The organism is Streptomyces flavofungini, assembly GCF_030388665.1.
GTDB classification, from domain to species: Bacteria; Actinomycetota; Actinomycetes; order Streptomycetales; family Streptomycetaceae; genus Streptomyces; species Streptomyces flavofungini_A.
The window spans coordinates 3,068,637-3,091,271 of the sequence record NZ_CP128846.1 but is presented as its reverse complement, the minus strand read 5'-3'; the positions used below and the strand labels follow the sequence as shown (position 1 = coordinate 3,091,271).

General features: G+C 71.3%; 17 protein-coding genes. 9 read left to right on the top strand and 8 right to left on the bottom strand.

Annotated elements, in window-relative coordinates; all coding sequences use genetic code 11:
• Positions 1-46: 46 nt before the first annotated feature.
• From QUY26_RS12210 to QUY26_RS12195, 4 genes are all read right to left on the bottom strand, one after another.
• Positions 47-3,853: a multifunctional oxoglutarate decarboxylase/oxoglutarate dehydrogenase thiamine pyrophosphate-binding subunit/dihydrolipoyllysine-residue succinyltransferase subunit gene (locus QUY26_RS12210; protein WP_289945903.1), complete on the bottom strand. Its 3,807-nt coding sequence runs from the start codon at positions 3,851-3,853 to the stop codon at positions 47-49.
• A gap of 298 nt (positions 3,854-4,151) precedes the next feature.
• Entirely contained in the window at positions 4,152-5,201 is a 1,050-nt protein-coding gene (locus QUY26_RS12205; protein WP_436840501.1) for a HAMP domain-containing sensor histidine kinase, read from the bottom strand.
• A gap of 179 nt (positions 5,202-5,380) precedes the next feature.
• Positions 5,381-6,121, bottom strand: a complete 741-nt coding sequence (locus tag QUY26_RS12200; RefSeq protein WP_289945901.1) for a response regulator transcription factor — start codon at positions 6,119-6,121, stop codon at positions 5,381-5,383.
• Between the two features lie 66 nt (positions 6,122-6,187).
• A complete protein-coding gene (locus QUY26_RS12195) occupies positions 6,188-6,892 on the bottom strand; it encodes a spermidine synthase (protein WP_289945899.1) in 705 nt (234 codons plus the stop codon).
• 460 nt (positions 6,893-7,352) lie between these two features.
• Here QUY26_RS12195 and QUY26_RS12190 point away from each other — a divergent pair, with 460 nt between their 5' ends.
• The 3 genes from QUY26_RS12190 to QUY26_RS12180 all read left to right on the top strand — a co-directional run bounded on the left by QUY26_RS12190 (position 7,353) and on the right by QUY26_RS12180 (position 9,309).
• Positions 7,353-8,132: a rhomboid-like protein gene (locus QUY26_RS12190; protein ID WP_436840500.1), complete on the top strand. Its 780-nt coding sequence runs from the start codon at positions 7,353-7,355 to the stop codon at positions 8,130-8,132.
• A gap of 171 nt (positions 8,133-8,303) precedes the next feature.
• Positions 8,304-8,720: a PadR family transcriptional regulator gene (locus QUY26_RS12185; protein ID WP_289945895.1), complete on the top strand. Its 417-nt coding sequence runs from the start codon at positions 8,304-8,306 to the stop codon at positions 8,718-8,720.
• On the top strand, positions 8,698-9,309 hold the full coding sequence (locus tag QUY26_RS12180) for a hypothetical protein (RefSeq protein ID WP_289945893.1): 612 nt from the start codon (positions 8,698-8,700) through the stop codon (positions 9,307-9,309). Before QUY26_RS12185 ends, QUY26_RS12180 begins: the two co-directional genes overlap by 23 nt.
• Positions 9,310-9,422: 113 nt before the next feature.
• Here QUY26_RS12180 and QUY26_RS12175 read toward each other — a convergent pair whose 3' ends face one another.
• Positions 9,423-10,121 (bottom strand): GNAT family N-acetyltransferase, encoded by a 699-nt coding sequence (locus QUY26_RS12175; RefSeq protein WP_289945892.1) that lies wholly within the window; start codon positions 10,119-10,121, stop codon positions 9,423-9,425.
• Positions 10,122-10,299: 178 nt separating this feature from the next.
• On the opposite strand from QUY26_RS12175, the gene lon reads away from it, so the two are divergent.
• Positions 10,300-12,717 carry an endopeptidase La gene (lon, locus tag QUY26_RS12170; RefSeq protein ID WP_289945890.1) on the top strand — a complete coding sequence of 806 codons (2,418 nt, stop codon included), beginning with the start codon at positions 10,300-10,302 and terminating at the stop codon, positions 12,715-12,717.
• A gap of 321 nt (positions 12,718-13,038) precedes the next feature.
• Here lon and QUY26_RS12165 read toward each other — a convergent pair whose 3' ends face one another.
• Positions 13,039-13,878, bottom strand: coding sequence for a lysozyme (locus QUY26_RS12165; RefSeq protein ID WP_289945889.1), 840 nt, complete (start codon positions 13,876-13,878; stop codon positions 13,039-13,041).
• A gap of 299 nt (positions 13,879-14,177) precedes the next feature.
• On the opposite strand from QUY26_RS12165, the gene QUY26_RS12160 reads away from it, so the two are divergent.
• Positions 14,178-14,672, top strand: a complete 495-nt coding sequence (locus QUY26_RS12160) for a MarR family winged helix-turn-helix transcriptional regulator (RefSeq protein ID WP_289955664.1) — start codon at positions 14,178-14,180, stop codon at positions 14,670-14,672.
• Positions 14,673-14,817: 145 nt separating this feature from the next.
• Here QUY26_RS12160 and QUY26_RS12155 read toward each other — a convergent pair whose 3' ends face one another.
• Both QUY26_RS12155 and QUY26_RS12150 read right to left on the bottom strand, forming a co-directional pair.
• Positions 14,818-16,173 carry a hypothetical protein gene (locus tag QUY26_RS12155; protein ID WP_289945887.1) on the bottom strand — a complete coding sequence of 452 codons (1,356 nt, stop codon included), beginning with the start codon at positions 16,171-16,173 and terminating at the stop codon, positions 14,818-14,820.
• A 381-nt stretch (positions 16,174-16,554) separates the two neighbouring features.
• The gene (locus QUY26_RS12150; RefSeq protein ID WP_289945886.1) at positions 16,555-17,400 is read right to left on the bottom strand and encodes a hypothetical protein; all 846 of its coding nucleotides are present in this window, start codon (positions 17,398-17,400) and stop codon (positions 16,555-16,557) included.
• 385 nt (positions 17,401-17,785) lie between these two features.
• Between QUY26_RS12150 and QUY26_RS12145 the strand changes: the two genes are divergently transcribed.
• From QUY26_RS12145 to QUY26_RS12130, 4 genes are all read left to right on the top strand, one after another.
• Entirely contained in the window at positions 17,786-20,950 is a 3,165-nt protein-coding gene (locus tag QUY26_RS12145; protein WP_289955663.1) for a sensor histidine kinase, read from the top strand.
• Positions 20,947-21,504 carry a roadblock/LC7 domain-containing protein gene (locus tag QUY26_RS12140; protein WP_289945884.1) on the top strand — a complete coding sequence of 186 codons (558 nt, stop codon included), beginning with the start codon at positions 20,947-20,949 and terminating at the stop codon, positions 21,502-21,504. Before QUY26_RS12145 ends, QUY26_RS12140 begins: the two co-directional genes overlap by 4 nt.
• On the top strand, positions 21,504-21,917 hold the full coding sequence (locus tag QUY26_RS12135) for a DUF742 domain-containing protein (protein ID WP_289945881.1): 414 nt from the start codon (positions 21,504-21,506) through the stop codon (positions 21,915-21,917). The genes QUY26_RS12140 and QUY26_RS12135 overlap by 1 nt, the downstream gene beginning before the upstream one ends.
• Positions 21,918-21,996: 79 nt before the next feature.
• Positions 21,997-22,611, top strand: coding sequence for a GTP-binding protein (locus QUY26_RS12130; protein WP_289955662.1), 615 nt, complete (start codon positions 21,997-21,999; stop codon positions 22,609-22,611).
• Positions 22,612-22,635 lie beyond the last annotated feature (24 nt).

Genomic DNA, 22,635 nt, shown 5'->3' with positions numbered 1-22,635 from the left:
CGGAGCCGGGCCCACCCGACGTACCGAACGGCGACGAGCGCCGTGCCTAGGCCTCGAAGACCTCGTTCAGGAGCTGCTCCTGCTCCTGCTCGTGGCGCTTCTTGGAGCCGACCGCCGGGGACGAGCCGTGCGGCCGCGAGATGCGGCGCAGACGCTCGTCGTGCGGGATGTCGGCGCCGACCGCAAGGTCCAGGTGGTCGATGAGGTTGAGGGCGATGAAGGGCCACGCGCCCTGGTTCGCCGGCTCCTCCTGCGCCCACAGGTACTTCTCGGCGTTCGGGTACTTGGCGATCTCGGCCTGGAGCTCGGCACCCGGCAGCGGGTACAGGCGCTCCAGACGGATGAGGGCCGTGTCCGTGATGCCGCGCTTCTTCCGCTCGGCGTCCAGCTCGTAGTAGAGCTTGCCTGCGCAGAAGACGACCTTGCGGACCGCGTTGACGTCCACCGAGTCGTCGCCGATGACCGGGCGGAAGCCGCCCGTCGTGAACTCCTCCGTCTTGGAGGCGGCGGCCTTCAGGCGCAGCATCCACTTCGGGGTGAAGACCACCAGCGGCTTGTGGTGCGGGTTGTGCACCTGCCACCGCAGGAGGTGGAAGTAGTTCGACGGGAGGGTCGGCATCGCGACCGTCATGTTGTTCTGGGCGCAGAGCTGCAGGAAGCGCTCCGGGCGGGCCGACGAGTGGTCGGGGCCCTGGCCCTCGTAGCCGTGCGGGAGCAGCAGGGTGACGCCGGACGTCTGGCCCCACTTCTGCTCGGCCGACGAGATGAACTCGTCCACGACCGTCTGCGCGCCGTTGACGAAGTCGCCGAACTGCGCCTCCCACATCACGAGGGACTCGGGACGCGCGAGGGAGTAGCCGTACTCGAAGCCCATGGCCGCGTACTCGGAGAGCAGCGAGTCGTAGGCGTTGAAGCGGGCCTGGTCCTCGGAGAGGTACAGGAGCGGCGTGTAGTCGTCGCCCGTGTTCCGGTCGATCAGGACGGCGTGGCGCTGGCCGAAGGTGCCGCGGCGGGAGTCCTGGCCCGCAAGGCGCACCGGGGTGCCCTCCAGGAGGAGGGAGCCGATGGCCAGGGTCTCGCCCATGCCCCAGTCGATCGTGCCGTCCTCGACCATGGCCGCGCGGCGCTGCAGCTGGGGCAGCAGACGCGGGTGGACGGTGACGTGGTCGGGGATGTTGACCTGGGACTCGGCGATGCGCTTGACGACCTCCTGGGAGATCGCCGTGTTCACCGCCACCGGGAACTCGGCCTGCGGCTCGGGGACCTCCGCGGGAGCGGGCTGCGAGGTGGCCTCACGGACCTCCGTGAAGACCTTCTCCAGCTGGCCCTGGTAGTCCTGGAGAGCCTGCTCGGCCTCTTCCAGGGTGATGTCGCCGCGGCCGATGAGGGACTCGGTGTACAGCTTGCGGACCGAGCGCTTCTTGTCGATCAGGTCGTACATCAGCGGCTGCGTGAACGCCGGGTTGTCGGACTCGTTGTGTCCGCGGCGGCGGTAGCAGATCAGGTCGATGACGACGTCCTTGTTGAACGCCTGGCGGAACTCGAAGGCGAGCCGCGCGACGCGGACGACGGCCTCCGGGTCGTCGCCGTTCACGTGGAAGATCGGCGCTTCGATCATCCGGGCCACGTCTGTGGAGTACATCGACGAACGCGAGGACTCCGGAGCGGCCGTGAAGCCGACCTGGTTGTTGATGACCACGTGGACCGTGCCGCCGGTGCGGTAACCCCGCAGCTGCGACATGTTCAGGGTCTCCGCGACGACACCCTGGCCCGCGAAGGCCGCGTCTCCGTGGAGGGCCACCGGCAGGACCGTGAAGTCCGTGCCGCCCTTGTTGATGATGTCCTGCTTGGCGCGGGCGATGCCCTCCAGGACCGGGTCGACCGCCTCCAGGTGGGAGGGGTTCGCGGCCAGGGACACCTTGATCTGCTCGCCGTCGAGGCCCGTGAAGGTGCCCTCGGCGCCCAGGTGGTACTTGACGTCTCCGGAGCCGTGCATCGACTTCGGGTCGAGGTTGCCCTCGAACTCGCGGAAGATCTGGGCGTACGACTTGCCCACGATGTTGGCGAGGACGTTCAGCCGGCCGCGGTGGGCCATGCCGATGACGACCTCGTCCAGGCGGGACTCGGCCGCGCTGTCGATGACCGCGTCCAGGAGCGGGATGACGGACTCGCCGCCCTCCAGGGAGAAGCGCTTCTGGCCGACGTACTTCGTCTGCAGGAAGGTCTCGAAGGCCTCGGCGGCGTTCAGACGGCGCAGGATGCGCAGCTGCTCCTCGCGCTCCGGCTTGGAGGCGTGCTGGCGCTCGATGCGGTCCTGCAGCCACTTGCGCTGCTTGGGGTCCTGGATGTGCATGAACTCGACGCCGGTGGTGCGGCAGTACGAGTCGCGCAGGACGCCGAGGACGTCGCGCAGCTTCATCATCGACTTGCCGGCGAAGCCGCCGACGGCGAACTCGCGCTCCAGGTCCCAGAGCGTCAGGCCGTGCTCGGTGATGTCCAGGTCGGGGTGCTTGCGCTGCTTGTACTCCAGCGGGTCCGTGTCGGCCATGACGTGGCCGCGGACGCGGTAGGAGTGGATCAGCTCGAAGACCCGGGCGGCCTTGGTGACGTCGTCGTCGTGGCTGGCGTCGATGTCCTTGAGCCAGCGGACCGGCTCGTAGGGGATGCGCAGCGCTTCGAAGATCTCGTCGAAGAAGCCGTTCTCCCCGAGGAGGAGGTTCGCGACGATGCGCAGGAACTCGCCGGACGCCGCACCCTGGATCACGCGGTGGTCGTACGTCGAGGTCAGCGTCATGACCTTGGAGATGCCCAGCTTGTTCAGGGTGTCCTGGGACGTGCCCTGGAACTCCGCCGGGTAGTCCATCGAGCCGACGCCCATGATGACCGACTGGCCGGGCATCAGACGCGGCACGGAGTGGACCGTGCCGAGGCCGCCGGGGTTGGTCAGGGAGACCGTGACGCCGGTGAAGTCGTCCATGCCGAGCTTGCCGTCGCGGGCGCGCCGGACGATGTCCTCGTAGGCCTGCCAGAACTCGAAGAAGTTCAGGGTCTCGGCCTTCTTGATGCCCGCTACGACCAGCTGGCGGTCGCCGTTGGGCTTCACCAGGTCGATGGCGAGGCCGAAGTTGATGTGCTCCGGCTTGACCAGCGTCGGCTTGCCGTCCTTCTCCACGAAGGAGTAGTTCATCGACGGCATGGCCTTGATGGCCTGCACCATCGCGTACCCGATGAGGTGCGTGAAGGAGATCTTCCCGCCGCGGGCGCGCTTGAGGTGGTTGTTGATGACGATGCGGTTGTCGAACAGCAGCTTCACCGGGACCGCGCGCACGGACGTGGCCGTGGGCACCTCCAGGGAGGCGTTCATGTTCTTCGCCACGGCCGCGGACGGGCCGCGCAGCGGGACGTACTCGGTGCCCGCCTTCTCCTCGGCGGTCGGGGCGCCCTTGGCGGGCTCCGCCTTCGCGGGCGCGGCCTTGGCGGCCGCGGGCTTCGCGGGGGCGGGAGCCGGGGCCTGCGCCGCCGGAGCGGCGGCGGGCTTCGCTGCGGGAGCGGCCGGGGCTGCGGGCTTCGCGGCGGCCGGGGCGGTCGGGGCGGGGGACGTGGTGGACGCGGCCCCCGCGGCCGCGTCACCCGCCGGCTTGGCCGGCGCGGCGGCGACGGAGGCGCCCACGCCCGGCTTGTAGTCGGCGAAGAAGTCCCACCAGGCACGGTCGACCGAATTCGGGTCCTGGAGGTACTGCTGATAGATCTCGTCGACGAGCCACTCGTTGGGACCGAACGCGGCAGCAGGGTTCTTGCCCTGCGTTTCTTGGTCGGTCGAAGTGCTCGAGTTACTGGGGGACTGTGGCGACACGGCGGCAACCGCCCTCTTCCGCTTCACAAGGTGATGGACAGCGGAAATAAAGGCTACGCCTCCAACGACGCGCAGTGCAGACCGGGCCGGTCATCCGTCGCGTAAGTCACACCGAGAAGCTGGTTTCGGGGCTGTAGATGGCGGGAAACAAGCGAAGTTCGCCTACGGCGAGGCGCCGCGTGGAGCCCTGATGGGGACGTCTGTGCACGTCCTGGGTACGTCGACACGCGGCTGCGACCCGTCCCGCGCACGTCGCGCACGCCCGGAGGTCGCTTCCGCTTCGAACCTTACGTCAACTTCAGTCTTCGGGCAGGCCCGGAAGAGTGACCTGGATTCGGCAGCCCCGGGCTGATTCGGCCACGCCGATGTGCCCGCCGTGCAGATCGACCGCCCAGCGCGCGATCGCGAGCCCGAGGCCGGTGCCGCCGTCGCTGCCGGGCGGGACGCCGACGTGCGCGCCCCGGTTGAAGCGCTCGAAGACGCGGTGCCACTCGGACTCGGGGATGCCCGGACCCTCGTCGAGGACCTCCAGGTCCAGCGACTCCGGGTGAGGGCCGCGCCGGGCGAGCACCGTCACCCGGCCGTGCGGAGGGCTGTGCTTGACCGCGTTGTCGATGAGGTTGGCGACGACCTGGTGCAGCCGCTCGGCGTCCGCGTGGGCGGTCAGCTCCGGAGGCGAGACGTCCAGGTGCAGATGCACGTCCGTACGGGTGTGACTGCCGGAGCCCGACGGCATCCCTTTGCGCGCGGAGGCCACCATGTTGGCCTCCTTCAGGACACCCGACAGATAGGGCCACACTTCGAAGCGGCGTGCCTTGAGCGGTACGACGCCGTTGTCGAGGCGTGACAGGTCGAGCAGGGTCTCCACCAGGCGGCCCAGGCGCTCGGTCTGCTTCAGAGCCGTGCGCATCGTCTCCGGGTCGGCCGCCGAGACGCCGTCGACGACGTTCTCCAGGACGGCGCGCAGCGCGGCGATGGGCGTGCGCAGCTCGTGCGAGACGTTGGCGACGAGCTCCTTGCGCTGCTGGTCCTGCGCCTCCAGATCGTCCGCCATGCGGTTGATCGTCATCGCCACGTCGCCCAGCTCGTCGCGGCGGTCGGCTCCTTGTACGCGCCGCGTGTAGTCGCCGTGCGAGACCGCGCGGGCCACCGAGTTCATCTCGTCGAGAGGCGCGGTGAGGCTGTGCGCGACGAACTGGGTGATCAGCAGGGTCGCGATCACGGAGAAGACCGTGATGAAGCGGAGCTCGGTCTCCGTCTCCATGGCCACCATCAGCAGCCCGGTGGTGATGAAGACCGAGACGACCACGAGGGTGCCGAGCTTGGTCTTGATGGAGAACGGCCGCACGCCCGCGAACGGGCCGTTCAACCCGATGCTCCCGCCCCGGTCGCAGCGCCACTTGCGGACCGTGCCCCGCTCGGCGTCAGCCGTGCCGCCGGGGGGGCCGCCCGGGGTGCCGTGCGCACTGCCCGGGGTACCGCTCAGGGCGCCGCGAGCCGTGCCGCCGGCGGCACCCGGGTCCGCCGTCATGGCGTCGGGGTCTCCAGGGCGTACCCGACCCCGTGCACCGTACGGATGCGTTCCGCCCCGATCTTGCGGCGCAGCGCCTTGATGTGGCTGTCGACGGTGCGGGTGCCGGACGCGTCGGCCCAGTCCCACACCTCGGCGAGCAGTTGCTCGCGTGAAAGCACCGCGCGCGGGGTGTTGGCGAGGCACACCAGAAGGTCGAACTCCGTGGGCGTCAGGTGGACGTCCTCGCTGCGCACTCGCACCCGCCGCTGCGCGTGATCGATCTCCAGCTCGCCCAGGCGCAGGATGCCGCTGCGCGGCGTCGTGGCGGCCAGCGCGGCCCGCTCGACCCGGCGCAGCAGCACGTGCACGCGGGCGGCGAGCTCGCGCATCGAGAACGGCTTGGTCATGTAGTCGTCGGCGCCGACGCCGAGCCCGACCAGCATGTCCGTCTCGTCGTCCCGCGCGGTGAGCATCAGCACCGGCACCGGTCGCTGGGCCTGCACGCGTCGGCAGACCTCCAGGCCGTCGAATCCCGGCAGCATGATGTCGAGGATCAGCAGATCCGGCTGCCACGCCTGCGCGGTGTCCACCGCTGCCGGGCCGTCCGCCGCCGTTTGCACGACGAAACCCTCGGCGCGCAGCCGGGCGGCGATGGCGTCGACGATCGTCGGGTCGTCCTCGACCACCAGAATCCGGCGCTGGGCGCCGGGCATCGCAGCCGTGGCGCCGTTGTGGGAGGTGTGTGTCTGCTCCATCGCCCCGCCCCTGACGTGATCGCTTGGTGTCCGGTCAGCAGAGTACGGGGCGTGACGGCACCTCGGCTACGCAGCCCTTGTCGCGAGATGAACCACGTCCGGTACGCCCCGGGCAACGGGGATCTCTTCCGTACGTACATGTTGGAACCCGGCATTCCGTAGAGCGGAGTCGAAAGCGGGTGAGGGCTGCGCGGACCACACGGCGAGGACTCCGCCCGGTTTCAGGCGGGCCTGGCAGGCGGCGAGGCCGGCGGGCGAGTAGAGGCTCTCGTTGTCCTCGGTGACGGTCCAGTCGGGGCCGTTGTCGATGTCGAGGCACAGGGCGTCGTACGTGTCGGCAGGTGTGTTGGCGCCTGCGAATGAGCCGGTGACATATGCGATCAGGTCGGTGTGCAGGATCTCCGTGCGCGGGTCCGCGAGCGCCTTGTGCGACAGCTCCGACAGCGGTCCGTCGAGGTGCCAGTCGATGATGGCCTGCTCGCGCTCGACCACCGCAATTCGGCCCCAGCGCGGGTTCGCGGCCGCGTGGGCGAGGGAGAATCCGACGCCCAGACCGCCGATGAGCACGGACGGCTGCGGCCGTCCGTCCAGGGCGTCGAGGGCCGCGTCGACGAGGAGCCGCTCGGAGCGGCCGTCGGAGGTGTCCATCAGGAACATGCCGTTGGCAATGATCTGCAGCAGGTCTCCGTGGCGACGCAGCACGACTTCGCCGTTAGGGCCTTCGTGCCGGTCGAGAACCACGGGGGGATCGGGTCGGTACGGGGTGTGCATCGGCCCATTTTGCTGCCGGTTCGCAGGCGTGTGCTGCGGGACGCCGAGGAACGGTGTGAGGTTGCTGTGGGTTCCTGTGAATCGCGCCTCACGTGGCGTCGGTCATAGACAGCAGGGGAAAGATCGGTAAAACGTGATCCCGTGATCCTTCTGTGATGGAAGATCAGTGAAGCCGTGATGGAAGGAGCGCCTCAGCGTGGACCGGTCTGTGCGGGTTTCGGGCGGGGGCGCCGCCGTGGGTGGCGGTGGCGGCGACGGGGTGGCGATCGAGGTTCCTGTGGGTGCTGCGGCCGACGGGGGCGCCGTGGACCTCGCGGGGCTGCCGGGTGCGGAGGGCGCGGGGGGCGCGGAGGTGTCGCTCAGGGCCGCGGGGCTCGTGACGCTGGACGCGATGCCGAGTCAGGCCGGTGGGTCCAGCCGTGCGGGCGGGGCCGGGGTGGCCGGGGGGACGGCGCCGGGGCTGCCTGAGGAAGTTGTTGCGGGTGCGGCGGGTGCGGCGGGTGTCAGCGCCGGTGCCAGTGCTGGCATCGGCGTCAGTGTCGGCGCGGGTGCGGATGCCCGAACGAGGGCCGGGGTCCGGGATGTGCGGGCGGGCCTTCCAGGGCTGCGCAGGCTGCGCCGGCTGCGGCCCTGGCGGCTGCTGCCGTCGCCGACCGGTACGCCTTTCACCTTCGGCTACGCCGTCGTCCTCCTCCTGACCTCGCTCTTCGCCGAATACGGCGACCCCTCCCTCGTCGCCTCCCTGCACCAGGGTTCGAGCACGGACGTGGCGCACCTCGCTGACCGGCCGATGTTCGTCCTCGTCGCCAGCGCGCTGTGGATCGCGGGCGGGGTCACTTCGCCGTACGCCATCGTCTTCCTGCTGGTCCTCACCGCGCTGGAGCGCCGCGTCGGCGGACTGCGCACCGCGGGCGTCTTCCTGCTCGGGCACGCCGTCGCCACGCTGGCCACCGAGGTCCCGGTCGGGCTCTCGGTCCTGGCCGGTCATCTGCCCGGCAGTTCGGCGTACCGCCTCGACTACGGCATCAGCTTCGGCGTGGCCGCCAGCGTCGGCGCCCTCGCCGGACTCCTCACGCCGTGGCTCCGCTGCGTCGTCCTCGCGGGGTTCGGCTGGATGCTGGTCCAGGACCTCATCGCCTTCACGGATCCGATGACCAACTGGGGCCATCTGCTGGCGCTGGTCGTGGGGGTCGCGACGTGGCCGCTGCTGCGGGGGCGAGGGCGGGGCGCAGCCGCTTAGGCCGTCCGGCCCGGCCCCTGGGGCTGCGCGGCGTGTCGGGTCCGTGGGTGTGGGGTCCGTGCGCGTGAGGCCTGAGTGCGTGGCGCCCGCGCAGGGGGGCGCGTACGTGGAGTGGCCTCTTCCGGATAAATGTCTTGCGGTGCAAGGTACTTCGTGACTATCTTGTACCGCATGACAAAGGAACTGTCCGCGACGCAGGACCAGCGTCGCAGTCAGTTGCTGCGCGGGGTGCTCGACCTGTGCCTGCTCGCGCTCATCGGCGAACGACCTCGGTACGGGTACGAGTTCGTGGAGGCCCTCACCGAGAGCGGCCTCGACCTGGTGAGTGAAGGAAGCATCTACCCCCTGCTCGCCCGGATGGAGCGGGCTGGGTTGGTCGACTCCTACCGCGCCCCGTCCGCGGCGGGCGGGGCGCCACGCAAGTACTACCGCCTGACCGACGCGGGCGCAGCCGAGTTGGCCGCGGGCCGCGCCACCTGGGGCACCTTCACGGTGGCCGTCTCCAGGACCTTGGCGGGCCGGGGCGACGCACAGGATAACGACACGGGGGACACGGGGGCACGGCATGACACATCAGACGATCAGTGAGACGACCGAGGACATGCCCGGTGAGGCCGAGCGCGCCCGCGTGCTGGCGGTCTGCCGGAGCAACTGGGAGTACAGAGGCATCGACGACGCCTCCGTGCGCGACATGCTGGCCGAACTCTCCGAGCACCTGGAGGAGGCCGCGTCGGCGGGCCGTTCCCCGCAGGACGTGGTGGGCGCGGACGTGCCGGGATTCGCCGCCTCCTGGGCCCGGGCGCGCACACCCCTGCACCTGCGGGTGCTGAGGATGGCCGCGCTGATCCCGTTCGCCCTCGGTGCGCTGCTGCTCCTCACGCATCTGATCGACCGGACCCTCGCGCTGCCCGTCGAAGCCCCGCGCATAGCGTTCTACGCCGTGATAATCGCGGTCAGCGTCACCCTGGAACTCCGGCGCGGAACCCTCGGTTTCACGAGGTGGCTGCTGGTCGGGGTGATAGGCATCGGGTTCGCGCAGCTCACCAGCTGGCTCGCGGGCGACGACACGCTCTTCCGTCTGCCCTTGTGGGCGACGCTGCTCCTGATGCTGCCCGGGCTGCCTTACGCCTACGGGGACATACGCGCGAGAAAGGCTGCGGCTGCGGCGGCCGAATAGCCCGGGCGACCCGGACGGTCACGGCCACGGCGACGTGGCGACCCGGGCGACCGGGGCGCTGAGGGTGGCCAGGGCGAGCAGTGGCGCTCCGACGGCCTCGGCGGCCAGGACGGTCAGGCCTCCTCGGGACCTTTCCGGCGCGCGCTCGTCAGGCCGGCGACCACCTGCCACCCCAACGACTCGTACAGGGCGCGCCCCTCCGGAGTCCCGGCCAGTACGCCGATCTCCGCGCCCTCGTCGACGGCGGCGACCGCGAGGGAGCGCATGACCAGGCTGCCCAGACCCCTGCGGCGGTGCTGCGGGGAGGTCTCGATCTGGTCGGCGACGGCCGTGCGGCCGGTCGGGGCGATCTGACCGCGAGCCGCCCAGTGGCCGTCAGCGGTCGTGGCCATCGCGCGGAAGACCCCGCCACGCCACCAGGTGCGGAGCCGGTAGCCATCCGGGACGACCAAGTGATTCGGGGGGACCGGGGCGAGCGGCACGGTCATCAGATAGCCGTCCTCCGGGTCGACCCACCACTGGGGGCCGAGCCAGGGGGCGACGCGGTCCGGGAAGTCGAAGACCTTCAGCCACACGTCGGCGCCCGTCACCGAAGCAGCGACCTTGCGTACGTCCGACTCCTGGACGTCCACGCCCGTGGCGCCGAGGACGTGCCGGGACGGGTGCTTGATGTGGCCGACGTCGATCGTGAAGCCCCAGGGCTCCACGATGGGCGGGGCGGCGCCGCGCGAGACGCCCCACCCGTCGATCCAGGCCCGTACGGCGTCGCGGCCCGCAAGGGCGGCTCCCTCGGCTCCCTCTGTCGCACGCATGGGGCAGCCCTCCAGGTGAAGACGATGTGTAATGGCTGATCCTGATGAGAGAACCTTACGTAGGCGGATTTCGGCTGCGACAGAGGTGATCGCTGACAGCGAACAAGTCCCGGGGAACATTCAGAGACTCATAAGCATTGAGCCGGTATAGCTCAACTTGAATGCCGAAGGGGAGATCATGGCTGCTGAGTCCACGTCGCACACACCGCTCGCTCTGCCCGTGCTGCCGCTCGATGACGAAATCGTGCTGCCCGGCATGGTGGTGCCGTTCGACCTGTCCGACGCCGAAGTACGAGCCGCGGTGGAGGCCGCGCAGGCCGCCGCGCGGTCCAGTGGAAGCAGTAGCAAGCCGAAGGTGCTGCTTGTTCCGCGGATCGACGGGACGTACGCGGGCATGGGCGTGCTCGGTACGGTCGAGCAGGTCGGCCGGCTCGCGGACGGGGACCCGGGGGCGTTGATCCGGGCCCGTGGGCGGGTGCGCATCGGTGCGGGCACGACCGGTCCCGGCGCGGCCCTGTGGGTGGAGGGTGCGCGGGTCGAGGAGACCGTGCCGGACCCGCTGCCGGGCGCCACCGCCGAGCTGGTCAAGGAGTACAAGGCGCTGGCCACGAGCTGGCTGAAGAAGCGCGGGGCCTGGCAGGTGGTCGACCGCGTGCAGCAGATCGACGACGTGTCGGCGCTGGCGGACAACTCCGGTTACTCGCCGTTCCTCACCACCGCGCAGAAGATCCAGCTCCTGGAGACCGAGGACCCGACGGCGCGTCTGAAGCTGGCCACCGAGCAGCTGCGGGAGCACCTGGCCGAGCAGGACGTGGCCGAGTCCATCGCCAAGGACGTGCAGGAGGGTGTCGACAAGCAGCAGCGCGAGTTCCTGCTGCGGCGCCAGCTGGAGGCGGTGCGCAAGGAGCTGCGCGAGCTGGACGGCAAGGACGGCGAGGAGGAGTCCGACGACTACCGCGCCCGGGTCGAGGCCGCCGACCTGCCGGAGAACGTACGCGAAGCGGCGCTGAAGGAAGTCGAGAAGCTGGAGCGCGCGAGCGACCAGTCGCCCGAGGGCTCCTGGATCCGCACGTGGCTCGACACGGTGCTCGAGCTGCCGTGGAACGAGCGCACGGAGGACGAGTACGACATCAAGGGCGCCCAGCAGATCCTCGACGCGGAGCACGCGGGCCTGCAGGACGTGAAGGAGCGCATCACCGAGTACCTGGCGGTGCGCAAGAGGCGCTCGGACCGGGGCATGGGAGTCGTGGGCGGACGGCGCGGCGGCGCGGTCCTGGCCCTGGTCGGCCCGCCCGGAGTCGGCAAGACCTCGCTCGGGGAGTCCGTGGCGCACGCCATGGGGCGCAAGTTCGTGCGGGTCGCGCTCGGCGGCGTGCGGGACGAGGCGGAGATCCGCGGGCACCGGCGGACGTACGTGGGCGCGTTGCCAGGGCGGATCGTGCGGGCCATCAAGGAGGCCGGGTCCATGAACCCGGTGGTGCTGCTCGACGAGATCGACAAGGTCGGCTCGGACTTCCGGGGCGACCCGGCGGCCGCGCTCCTCGAAGTGCTCGACCCGGCCCAGAACCACACCTTCCGCGACCACTACCTGGAAGTCGAACTCGACCTGAGCGACGTGGTGTTCCTGGCGACGGCCAACGTGCTCGAAGCCATCCCGGAGGCGCTGCTCGACCGCATGGAGCTGGTCAGGCTCGACGGGTACACGGAGGACGAGAAGGTCGTCATCGCCCGGGACCACCTGCTGCCGCGACAGCTGGAGCGGGCCGGGCTCGGCGACGGCGAGGTGACGATCGACGAGGGCGCCCTGCGCAAGCTGGCGGGGGAGTACACCCGCGAGGCGGGCGTGCGGAATCTGGAGCGGTCCGTCGCCAGGCTCCTCCGCAAGGTCGCGGCGCAGCACGAACTGGGTGAGCGGGAGCTGCCGTTCACCGTCGGCGCGGACGAGCTGCGCGGCCTCATCGGGCGGCCCCACCACGTGCCGGAGTCCGCGCAGGACCCGGCCGAGCGGCGGACCGCGGTGCCCGGTGTGGCCACGGGACTCGCGGTCACCGGGGCCGGTGGCGACGTGCTGTTCGTGGAGGCGTCGCTGGCCGATGCGGAGACGGGCGCGGCGGGTCTGACGCTCACCGGACAGCTCGGTGACGTGATGAAGGAGTCCGCGCAGATCGCGCTCTCCTTCCTGCGTTCGCGCGGCGCCGAACTGGAGCTGCCCGTGGGCGACCTCAAGGAGCGGGGCGTGCACATCCACTTCCCGGCGGGCGCCGTGCCGAAGGACGGACCGAGCGCGGGCGTCACGATGACGACGGCGCTGGCGTCGCTGCTCAGCGGTCGCCTGGTCCGTACGGACGTGGCGATGACCGGTGAGGTGTCGCTGACCGGACGGGTGCTGCCCATCGGCGGTGTGAAGCAGAAGCTGCTCGCCGCGCACCGGGCGGGAATCACCACCGTCGTGATCCCCAAGCGGAACGAGCCGGACCTGGACGACGTCCCGGCCGAGGTCCTGGAGAAGCTGGACGTGCACGCGGTGACGGACGTCCGCCAGGTCCTGGAGCTGGCGCTCGCCCCGGCCGAGGTGCGGGTTCCGGCGGCGGCGTGACTCTGCTTCCCGCCGCGGCGTGACGGGCGCGGCGGGGAAGGGCGAGGCCCGGACCCCCTGGAGGGACCGGGCCTCGCCGCTCACCCGTACGGCGTCGACTGCCTGGTGGGCGGCGCGCCTGGTGGGCGGGAACGAGCACGCGGGAGGCGCGCCCGGTGGGCGGTGAAGTGCTCGTGGGCGGAAGGCGGTCCGACCAGCTGGAGGTCCGGCCGGCTGTCGGCCCGGTCAGCTGTCCTTCCGGTCAGCCGTCGCCTCGGTCAGCTGTCGGCCCGGTCAGCTGTCCTTCCGGTCAGCCGTCGCCTCGGTTAGCCGTCGCCTCGGTCAGCCGTTGGCCAGGGCCTGGACCCTGTCGTACGCGCCGTTGAACTTGTTGTGGTCACCGACGATGGGACCGGTCGACGTGTACTGCCACATGGTGTGGAAGCCCCAGCCGGCGGGGAGTTCGCCGGGGCTGGTGTTGTAGCGGGCGATCCACAGCGGGTTGGTGCTGCCGAAGCCGCCGTAGTTGCCGGTGCACTGCTTCCACCAGCTGGTGGCCGTGTAGATGACGGCGTCACGGCCGGTGCGTGCCTTGTAGGTGTTGAGGAAGTCGCGGATCCAGGCGACCATCGCGGACTGGGACTTGCCGAAGCAGGCCGCGCCGTAGGGGTTCCACTCGATGTCGAGGGCGCCCGGCAGGGTCTTGCCGTCGCGGGACCAGCTGCCGCCGTTGCTCGCGAAGTAGTTGGCCTGGGCGGCGCCGCTGGAGGTGTCGGGGGTGGCGAAGTGGTAGGCGCCGCGGATCATGCCGATGTTGTACGAGCCGTTGTACTGCTGGGTGAAGTACGGGTTCTTGTAGGAGGTGGACTCGGTGGCCTTGACGTAGGCCCACCTGACGCCGCTGTTCCACAGGGCGGACCAGTTGACGTTGCCCTGGTGGCTGCTGACGTCGACGCCCTCGGTCTGGGCGGCGTCGCCGCCGCTGGGCCGTCCGCCCTGGCCGTCGTGTTCGATGACGCCCATACCCATGCGGGCGGAGCCGCGCTGCGGGACGTCGTCACCCTCGGCGGCCGGAGCGGCGCCGGGCAGGGTGATGAGGAGGGTCAGGGCGGAGATGACCGCGAGGAGAAGGCCGGCCGCGGAGTGGGAGCGGCGGGCGGTACCAGGTCTGTGCACGGGCATGGCGTGCCTCCGTATGGCCTCGAGGAGTCCCGTGCGCAGGCGCGCGTCCTGCGTACGTGGGGTTCACGGTTCCCCCGTCGTACGGAGGGGTGCGGTGGGTACGGGACTCGGTGGGGGGACCTGTCGACATGTCGCTGGTGTGAACATGTCATCAATGACGCTACGCACGTAGACCCCGAAGGGGAAGAGGCACTCGCGCCCGCCGTTGGTCTACGCCTGCGAAATACTGGTCGAGCTGCGGCGATGGCCGTGGGCGGCGGAAACTTTCAGGATCGGAAAAGTGTGGCATGGGTGCTGACATGCGCGAGGACGCGGGCCGCGGCGAGGGCGCCGGGGTGGCCGAGGCCGGGTCCGGCGGTGGTGTGGACCACGAGTTCCTGTCGCTGGAACGGGAGTTGACGCTGCTGCTGCGCCGCGCGCGGGCCTCGTCCGGGGAGATGGCCCGGCAGGTGCATCCCGATCTGGAGCCGGCCGCGTACGGGCTGCTCGCGTTCCTGGACGAGTCGGGGCCGCGGCGGGCCACCGATCTCGCCGCGTTCATCGGGGTCGGCAAGGCAACGATGAGCAGGCAGCTGCGCGCCCTCGAGCAGTTGGGTCTGGTCGCGCGTGAGCCAGACCCCGCCGACGGCAGGGCCTGGCTCGTGCGGCTCACGGAGGAAGGGCGTGAGCGGTTCTGGACGGTCCGGGGGGCGCGGCGGGAGCGATACGTTCGGCAGCTCGCCGGGTGGGACCGGGGGGAGGTGGCCGAGCTCGCCCGGCTGCTGGGGAAGCTCAACGCCGGGGCCGAGTCCTAGGCCGCGGAAGGCTCTGCGCCGGGTCAGGTTCTATTGCAGCGGAAGGCTCCGCGCCGGGTCAGGTTCTATTGCCGCGGAGGGCTCCGCGCCGAGCCAGGTTCCCTGCCGCCCGCTTCGCGGCGGATTCCCCCCGCCCGCTCCACCCCTACTTCTGGCCGAACACCACCGCCAGCGGCTGTGCCGTCTTGTACACCGTCGACGGTTCCGTCACGTGGTCCGCGCCCAGGTAGAGGCGGCCGCCCGCCCAGAGGGCACGGCGGTCCGACTCGAAGCGGGCCTCCATCTCGTAGCTGTCCGCCGGGTGCTGGAGGACCTGCTTCGCCTTGAGGGTGCCCGGGTCGGCCTGCCAGACGCCGCCGCCCTCCTCGCGGGCGATGTTCGCTTCCTGGTACGCGATGACCTTGCCGGAGTCGTCGAGGCCGATCGGCACCAGACGGCCCGAGTCCGAACCGGGCGTCCGGTGCAGCTGCTTGCCGGTCTTCAGGTCGAAGGACACCAGGTCGTTCCTGGCCGCGGACGAACTGCTCGCGGGCTCCGAAGTGCCCAGGTACAGCGCGTTCTTCTCCTTGCTGACCGCGAGCTGGGCGCAGCCCGTGACCTCGGTGGCCGGGCAGTCGGCCTCGTACTTGCCGTGCTTGCCGCCGCTCGCCGGGATCGTGCTCAGCTCCTTGCCGCGCGCGGCGCTGTCGTCGACGGTGATGAACCGCGAGATCCCGGAGCCGCCCTGCGACTTGCCGTCGTCCGCGGCGAGGACCAGCGGGTCGACGGCGACGACGTGGACGTACTCCGTGCCCTGCGGCAGCTTGTACGTGGACCTCGCCGCGCGCGTCGCCGGGTCGACCGTCTCCACCTGGAGCTTGGGGTCATCGGTGTCGCCGCAGTCGCGGACCGCGACCAGCTTGGTGTCGTCGCCCGCGTGGCCGACCGTGTCGCAGGTCTCGTCGGACGGCTTCCACAAGGGCGTGCCGTCGAGCTTCCAGCCCGCGGTCGCGCTCGTGCCCGCCGCGGCGACCGTGCCGCCACCGACGGCGATCTCGTCGAACATCTGGGCGTTGCCGTATTCGTCGACGGCCTGCTTGTGCCAGAGCAGCTTTCCCTTGTCGATGTCGACGACGCCGACCTCGGTGCAGACCGACGGGTCCTTCTTGTCGTTCTGGAAGACGACGGCGACCTTTCCGTCCTTGGTGGGCGTCTGGGACGACCAGCAGATCTCGCCGGTCAGCGGGACCTCCCACTCGGCCTTTCCACCTGCCAATGGATAGCCGGATATCTTCTTGAGCCCGGACTTGACGAAGTTCTTGTCCGTCGTCCACATGCCCATGGCGCCGGCCATCTCACCGACCTTCGGCTGCGCCACCTCGGCGAGCACCTTCGCCTCGGCTCCGGCCGAACCCGAACCGCCCTCCTTGCTGTCGCCGCCGTCGTCGTCCGAACCGCAGCCGCTGAGCACCAGCGCGGCCGCGAGTGCGGAACCCGCGATGACCGCCATGCGCCGGGACATTCAATTCTCCTTCGTGCGCGGGCACATGACCGGACGTGGCCATGCGTTCCCCTCGCCCGCTGATCCTTCCCTGCCGCCGAACGGAATTTCAACAGTGAATTCCTGATCTCTGCTTCAGTTGAAATGTTCCGGAGATCAGTTCGCCGTGATTGCGGGAACAGCTGGAATTGAATTGTCTTCTTTCTGTCCTGGTTCGCGGGTGTGGAAACACGGGTGCCGAAACACGGGTACGCGGGTGCGGGTACACGGGTACACGGGTACACGGGTACGGAACGCGAATACGGGAACGGGTGCGGCCCACCGCGACTCCGTACGCCCGCGGGGACTCCGTACACCCGAGGAGACTCCGTACGCCTGAGGAGACTCCGTACGCCCGCGGAGCTACAGCTCCACGCACACCACCGCCGCGTCGTCATGCCGCTTCCCGCGCGGGAACGCCGCGCCCTGCGGATCGGCCCGTTCCAACTCCCGTACCCGGTCCACCAGCGCCTGCGGCCCGCTCTTGCGCAGCAGCGCGAAGCAGTCCGCCCAGTCGCCCTCGCGGAACGTCTCGACCCAGCGTCCCGCGCCGTCTGTCAGGGCCGCGAGCGCGGTGACGGCCGAGCGGGGCCGTTCGCCGGTGATCGCGAGCGCGGCCACTCCCGGATCCGCCGCCGCCGTGAAGAAGCCGCCCTCGGCATTGCGCAGGGCCTCGACCGCCGCCGCGTACCGCCGTCCTTCCGCCTGCCGTTCCGCCGAGCCGCGCGGCAGCGCTCGTACGACGTCCCGCTGCGCGCGGACCGCGGCCGGGAGCTGGTCGAGGCGCGGGTCGAGGACCGCCTCCACCTCGCCGTCGGCACTCGCCACGAGCAGAACGGAGTCCGACAGGACCAGGTGTTCGACGCGCTCCGTGTCCCACCGCGCGAGGACCACCGTCGCCTGCGGGGTGCGTGGGTGAGAAAGGTCACAGGTGTCACGGTGGGTGTCCGCGGTGCGCGCGATGGCCGCCGCGAGAATCTCAGGCAGCGTCATATCTCGTCGTGAAACGGACAGTTCACCCAGGGCGCCGCCGAGGCGGGCGGTGAACCAGGGGACGGTGTGCGAGCAGCCGGCGTCGCCGGACGGAGGCGTCACCCCGTCCAGGAGCACTAGTGATCCGCCCTGTCCGGACGCGGGGAGCGCCACCGACGCGTAGTCCTCGTTGGGGCGGTCCGGGTCGCCTGGTTCGGTGGTCAGTTCGATGCGCATTCGGCCAGTCTGCCCGAGGCGCGCGCGAACGCCCGGGACGGGCGTGGTGGGCGGCAAAGAGAGGGGAGTCGGCAGGTCAGGCGCCGGATTTCGGCCGGAATGATCAACTCCGGCGTGGGTGTGGCGGCGCATCCTGCCAAAGCCGCCCACAGACGTCCAACTGGCGCACCACGCGCGGCCCGCACGGCACGCAGGGTGACTTGCTCACCAACTCCCTGTCGATGTTCACTCCTTCAGGTGGCCAGGCAGACGATGCTCGACTGCCGCGCTCCGGCACTGGAATCGTCTGCGAAGGTCGGGACCGTGCCGGGAGCGCTCGCGTTGACGGATCGTCACCTGAGCCCTAGGGCAGACGAAAACAGGAATGCGAGCACCGGTGCAAGAGATGCGGCCTCGGCGCGAAGGTGGGCAGAAGGCCCCGGCAGGTGACCCGCCGGACGCGACCCCCGCGGAGCGGGAGCCCGCCGCGAAGGGCACGCCCGAGTCCGGCCCCTCGGCGACGACCGGCGACCCCTCCGACGCGACACCGGCCGGCGCGGCCACGCCCACCGCGCCCACCCCCACCCCGGCCACCCCCGCGCCCGCGCCCACCGCGCCCACGCCCACCGCCCCCGCGCCCACCGCGCCCGCGCCCACCGCGCCCGCGCCCACCGCGCCCGCACCCCCCGCCCCGCCCAAAGCCCGCGTCCGCAACCGCCTCATAGGGGCCGTAGCGGTCGTCGCCGCCGCCGTGGCCGGAGCCGGCGCGCCCGTCGTCGTCACCGCGTCCGGCCAACTGAACGAGTCCCAGAGCCTGGTGACGCTCGCCGAGCTGACCCAGCAGTCGATCACGCTCAGTCACTCCCTGGCCGACGAACGCGACGAGGTCACCGCGTACGTCGCCGCGGGGCGACCCGAAGGCAAGGGCCTCTCGGAGAGCCACAGCGCGCGCGTGGACCGGAGCATCGAGGAGCTCCGCGAAGCCGCCGCCGACGCGAACACCAACACCTCCGTCACCGCCGAGCTGCGCCGCGACCTCGCCCGGCTCGCGTCCGTGCGCCGGGCCGCGCTCACCGACGACACCAGCGCACTCGACGCCCACAAGGCGTACGGGAAAGCCATCGCCGAACTGCACGGCCTCACCCGTGAACTCGCCGAGAGACTTCCGCCGCGCGCGGGCTCCGGCGCCCACGCCCTCGCGGACCTCGACCACGCCGTCGACCAGGCGGGCTCCGCGCGCGGCTTCCTGCTCGCCGCGCTCGCCGTGCCCCGCCCCTCGTCGACCGGCTCCACCGTCGACCCCGTCACCGGCCTGCCCACCAACTCCGGCACCGGCGCCAGCGAGGAGGACGGGCGCCGCGACGGCCTCAGCGCCGCCGCGCAGCAGGCCCGTGTGCGGGAGCTGGCCGCGCTCGCCGACTTCCTGGACGCCGCGCCCGCCAAGGCCCGCGCCACCTACGAGTCCACCGTCACCGGCACCGGCGTCACGACCGCCGAGCAGTACCTGACGCGCCTCACCGACCGGCCCCGGCTCTCCGCCGCCGACCTGCGCCTGGACCGCAAGAAGCTCGACAGCGCGCTCTCGGCCCGGATCGAGGCCATGCGCGGCGCCGAGAACGCGCTCGCCGACGCCCGCACCCAGAGCCTCGGCGACCTGCGCGACGACGATGTGACGGCGCTGGAGATCCGCATCGCGCTCGTCGGCGTCCTGCTGCTCGTCGCCGTCGGCGTGTGCATGGGCGCGGCCCGCTCGCTGACCCGGCCGCTGGCCGTGCTCCGCCGCGGCTCGGAGCGGGTCGCGACGGCGCCCGCGACCGAGGAGCCGGTGCGCTTCACCGGCCGCGACGACGAGTTCGCGGCGGTCGTACGCTCCGTCAACGCGCTGCACGGCCACGCCGTCGCCCTCCAGGACCGGCTCACCACCCTGGAGGCCGACCGCAAGCACCTCGTCGGCCAGCGGCAGACGATGGCCGACGCCCGGCAGGAGATGGCCGACGAGCGCGACGCGCTGCGCGCCGAACTCGCCGAGGCCGCCGTCCACCTGGAGCGGGTGCGCCGCAGCATCCACGGCACGTTCGTGAACCTCGCGCTGCGCACGCTCGGCCTGGTCGAGCGGCAGCTCGCCGTCATCGAGAGCCTGGAGGAGCGCGAGCAGGACCCCGACCGGCTCGCCACCCTCTTCAAGCTCGACCACCTCGCCACCGTCACCCGCCGCCACAGCGAGAACCTCCTGGTCCTCGCGGGCGCCGAGCACGGCCACCAGCACGCGGACCCCGTGCCGCTCGTCGACGTCGTACGCGCCGCCGTCAGCGAGATCGAGCGGTACGAACGCGTCCGCATCGCCACGCTGCCGCCGCACGCGCACATCGCCGGGTTCGCCGCCGACGACATCAGCCACCTGGTCGCGGAACTCCTGGAGAACGCCACCTCGTTCTCCCCGCCCGACGCGCCCGTCGAGGTGTCCGGCTGGCTCCTGGAGAACGGCGAGGTGATGCTCTCCGTGCAGGACGAGGGCATCGGCGTCGCCGCCGAACGCCTCGACGAACTCAACGCGCGGCTCGCGGAGTTCTCGCCCGACGACGTGTACGACCAGGAGGGCGGCGACGGCCTCGGGCTCGGCCTGTACGTGGTGGCGCGGCTCGCCGCCCGGCACGGGGCGCGGGTGCGGCTGCGCGAGCAGAAGCAGGGCGGGGTCGCGGCCGTCGTCGTGCTGCCCGACGGCATCCTCGCCGCGCCGCCCACGGCCGGCATGCCAGGAGCGGTGCCCGCCGCCCGCTCCGGGGCGCCGCTGGTGCACCTGCCGGGCTCGGAGGCCGAGGCCAACTCCAACGTCCTGCTGCCGCGCCCCGAGGCCGACAGCCGTACGCCGCTGCCTCCGCCGCTGCCCCGTCCGGACGAGCGGGACCCCCTGATCGCCGCCGCGGAGACGACCCTCGAACTCCTGGCACCGCCCGTCCCGGCCGACCACCCGGACGACGCGGAGCCGCACGCGCGGCCGGACGACGAGGTCCGGCCCGAGCAGGAGGCGCGCCCGAAGCCGGACGCGCAGTCACCCTCGGAGCGGGACGTGGCGCCGGCGGCGGAAGCGCTGCCGGAAGAGCTTTCGGCGGAGTCGCCGGGAGCACTCCCGGCGGAGCTGCCGGAAAGGCTCTCGGAAGGGCTCTCGGAAGAGCTCTCGGAGGGCGGGGGCCCTTCGGAAGCCGTCGACGTACCGGGCGCGGCCACCGCCGGCACCCCGGACGCCGACGCCCCCGTCCTCACCGCCAAGGGCCTCCCCAAGCGGACCCCGAGGATCACCGCGACCGCCGGGAGCACCACGCCGCAGCCGCGGCCCGCCGTCGACGCCGAGGAACTGCGGCGCAGGCTCGGCGGGTTCCAGCAGGGGGCCAACAGTGGCCGTCGCGACGTGGCGGCGGAACTGGCGCGTACCGAAGCCCGCACCGAAGCCCGTACCGAAGCCCATGCGGAAGCCCGCACCGAAGCCCGTGCGGAAGCCCGTACCGAAGAGAGTGCCGAAGGCCACCGTGCCGCAGATGTTCCGGGGGACCCAGTCGAGGAGGCAAGCAGTTGACTGCGCCCATGCGCACGCCCGGTTCTTCCGCCAAGCCAGTGAAACCCGACCCGGGCGCCGACCCCGCGTCGGCGTCCGGCGAACCCGTCGCCTACGGCCTCAGCAGTGAGGCCAAGAACCTCCACTGGCTCCTGACCGACCTGGTCGAGGAGGTTCCCGGAATCCTCTCGGTCGCCGTCGTCTCGTCCGACGGACTCCTGCTGCTCTCCTCCGACCCCGTGCGCAACGCCGAGCGCCGCCCCGCCACCAGGCCCACCGGCCCCAGGGGTTCGAGCGCCGATCTGGCCACCATCGTGTCCGGGCTCGGCAGCCTCACCCTCGGCGCGGCGCGGCTGATGGACGGCGGCTCGGTCAAGCAGACCGTCGTCGCCATGGCGGAGGGCAGCCTCTTCGTGATGGCGATCAGCGACGGCTCGCTGCTCGGCGTGCACGCGACCCCCGACTGCGACATGACGGTCGTCGCGTACCACATGGCGCTGTTCGTCGGCCGCGCCGGACACGTCCTCACGCCCGAACTCCGCAGCGAGCTGCGCCAGTCGATGGAGAACGCGTGATGAGCGCCGTGCCCGAGCTGCCCCGGCGCGGCGGCGCCCGGAAGCCGGCGCGCGTGCGCCCGTACTCGCTGACCGGCGGCCGCACCCGCTTCGGGCACGTCCTCCTGGTCGAGACGTTCGTGGCCGCGAACCCCGCCGTCGAGGCCCCCGAGGAGCGGCGCGAGCTGGGCAAGGGCGACCCGCTGAGCACCCGCGTCATGCCGGAGATGCGGGCCATCGTCGAGATCTGCCGCCGGATGCGGACGGTCGCCGAGATCTCCGCGCTTCTGAAGATGCCCCTCGGCGTGGTCCGCGTGCTGCTCAGCGACCTCGCCGACCAGGGAAAGATCCGCGTGTACGGAACGGGCCACGGCCCCGGGCAGCCGAACCGCGCACTGCTCGAAAGGGTGCTGAGTGGACTCCGCCGTCTCTGACTCCGCCGTCTCCGACTTCACCGTCTCCGACTCCGCCGTCTCCGACCCGGTGGCGCCGGTGGATCCGGCCGCCGCGGTCCTGGAGAACGCCGCCGAACTCCTCGCCCACGAGGAGGGCGTGCAGGCCTGGCAGACCGACCACACCCGCGCGCCGATCGCCACGAAGATCGTCGTCGCGGGCGGCTTCGGCGTGGGCAAGACCACGCTCGTCACCGCCGTCTCCGAGATCACGCCCCTCCGGACGGAGGCGCTGATGACGCAGGCAAGCGCCGACACCGACGACCTGAGCGCCACCCCCGCGAAGACCACGACCACCGTCGCCATGGACTTCGGCCGCATCACGCTGGACGACGACCTGGTGCTCTACCTCTTCGGCACACCGGGCCAGCAGCGCTTCTGGTTCATGTGGGACGACCTGGTGCGCGGCGCGATCGGCGCCGTGGTGCTCGCCGACACCCGCCGCCTCACCGACTGCTTCCCCGCGCTCGACTACTTCGAGAGCTGCGGCCTGCCGTACGTCGTGGCCGTCAACCACTTCGAGGGCACCGAGTGGTACGAGGCCGAGGACGTCCGGGAGGCCCTGACGGTGCCCGCGCACATCCCCGTCCTGATCATGGACGCGCGGCAGCGGATCTCGGCGATCGAATCGCTGCTCGCCCTGGTGGGCCACGCGCTGGACCGCACCCCCGAGTAGCCCTGAACAGAAGGATCCCCATCA

Bases quoted from the DNA above. Each gene is read 5' to 3' on its own strand.
- QUY26_RS12150 (WP_289945886.1), bottom strand. From the start codon at position 17,400: ATGCGCATCGAACTGACCACCGAACCAGGCGACCCGGACCGCCCCAAC.
- QUY26_RS12185 (WP_289945895.1), top strand. From the start codon at position 8,304: ATGACAAAGGAACTGTCCGCGACGCAGGACCAGCGTCGCAGTCAGTTG.
- lon (WP_289945890.1), top strand. From the start codon at position 10,300: ATGGCTGCTGAGTCCACGTCGCACACACCGCTCGCTCTGCCCGTGCTG.
- QUY26_RS12175 (WP_289945892.1), bottom strand. From the start codon at position 10,121: ATGCGTGCGACAGAGGGAGCCGAGGGAGCCGCCCTTGCGGGCCGCGAC.
- QUY26_RS12200 (WP_289945901.1), bottom strand. From the start codon at position 6,121: ATGGAGCAGACACACACCTCCCACAACGGCGCCACGGCTGCGATGCCC.
- QUY26_RS12195 (WP_289945899.1), bottom strand. From the start codon at position 6,892: ATGCACACCCCGTACCGACCCGATCCCCCCGTGGTTCTCGACCGGCAC.
- QUY26_RS12145 (WP_289955663.1), top strand. From the start codon at position 17,786: ATGCGGCCTCGGCGCGAAGGTGGGCAGAAGGCCCCGGCAGGTGACCCG.
- QUY26_RS12165 (WP_289945889.1), bottom strand. From the start codon at position 13,878: ATGCCCGTGCACAGACCTGGTACCGCCCGCCGCTCCCACTCCGCGGCC.
- QUY26_RS12135 (WP_289945881.1), top strand. From the start codon at position 21,504: ATGAGCGCCGTGCCCGAGCTGCCCCGGCGCGGCGGCGCCCGGAAGCCG.
- QUY26_RS12160 (WP_289955664.1), top strand. From the start codon at position 14,178: ATGCGCGAGGACGCGGGCCGCGGCGAGGGCGCCGGGGTGGCCGAGGCC.
- QUY26_RS12155 (WP_289945887.1), bottom strand. From the start codon at position 16,173: ATGTCCCGGCGCATGGCGGTCATCGCGGGTTCCGCACTCGCGGCCGCG.
- QUY26_RS12180 (WP_289945893.1), top strand. From the start codon at position 8,698: ATGACACATCAGACGATCAGTGAGACGACCGAGGACATGCCCGGTGAG.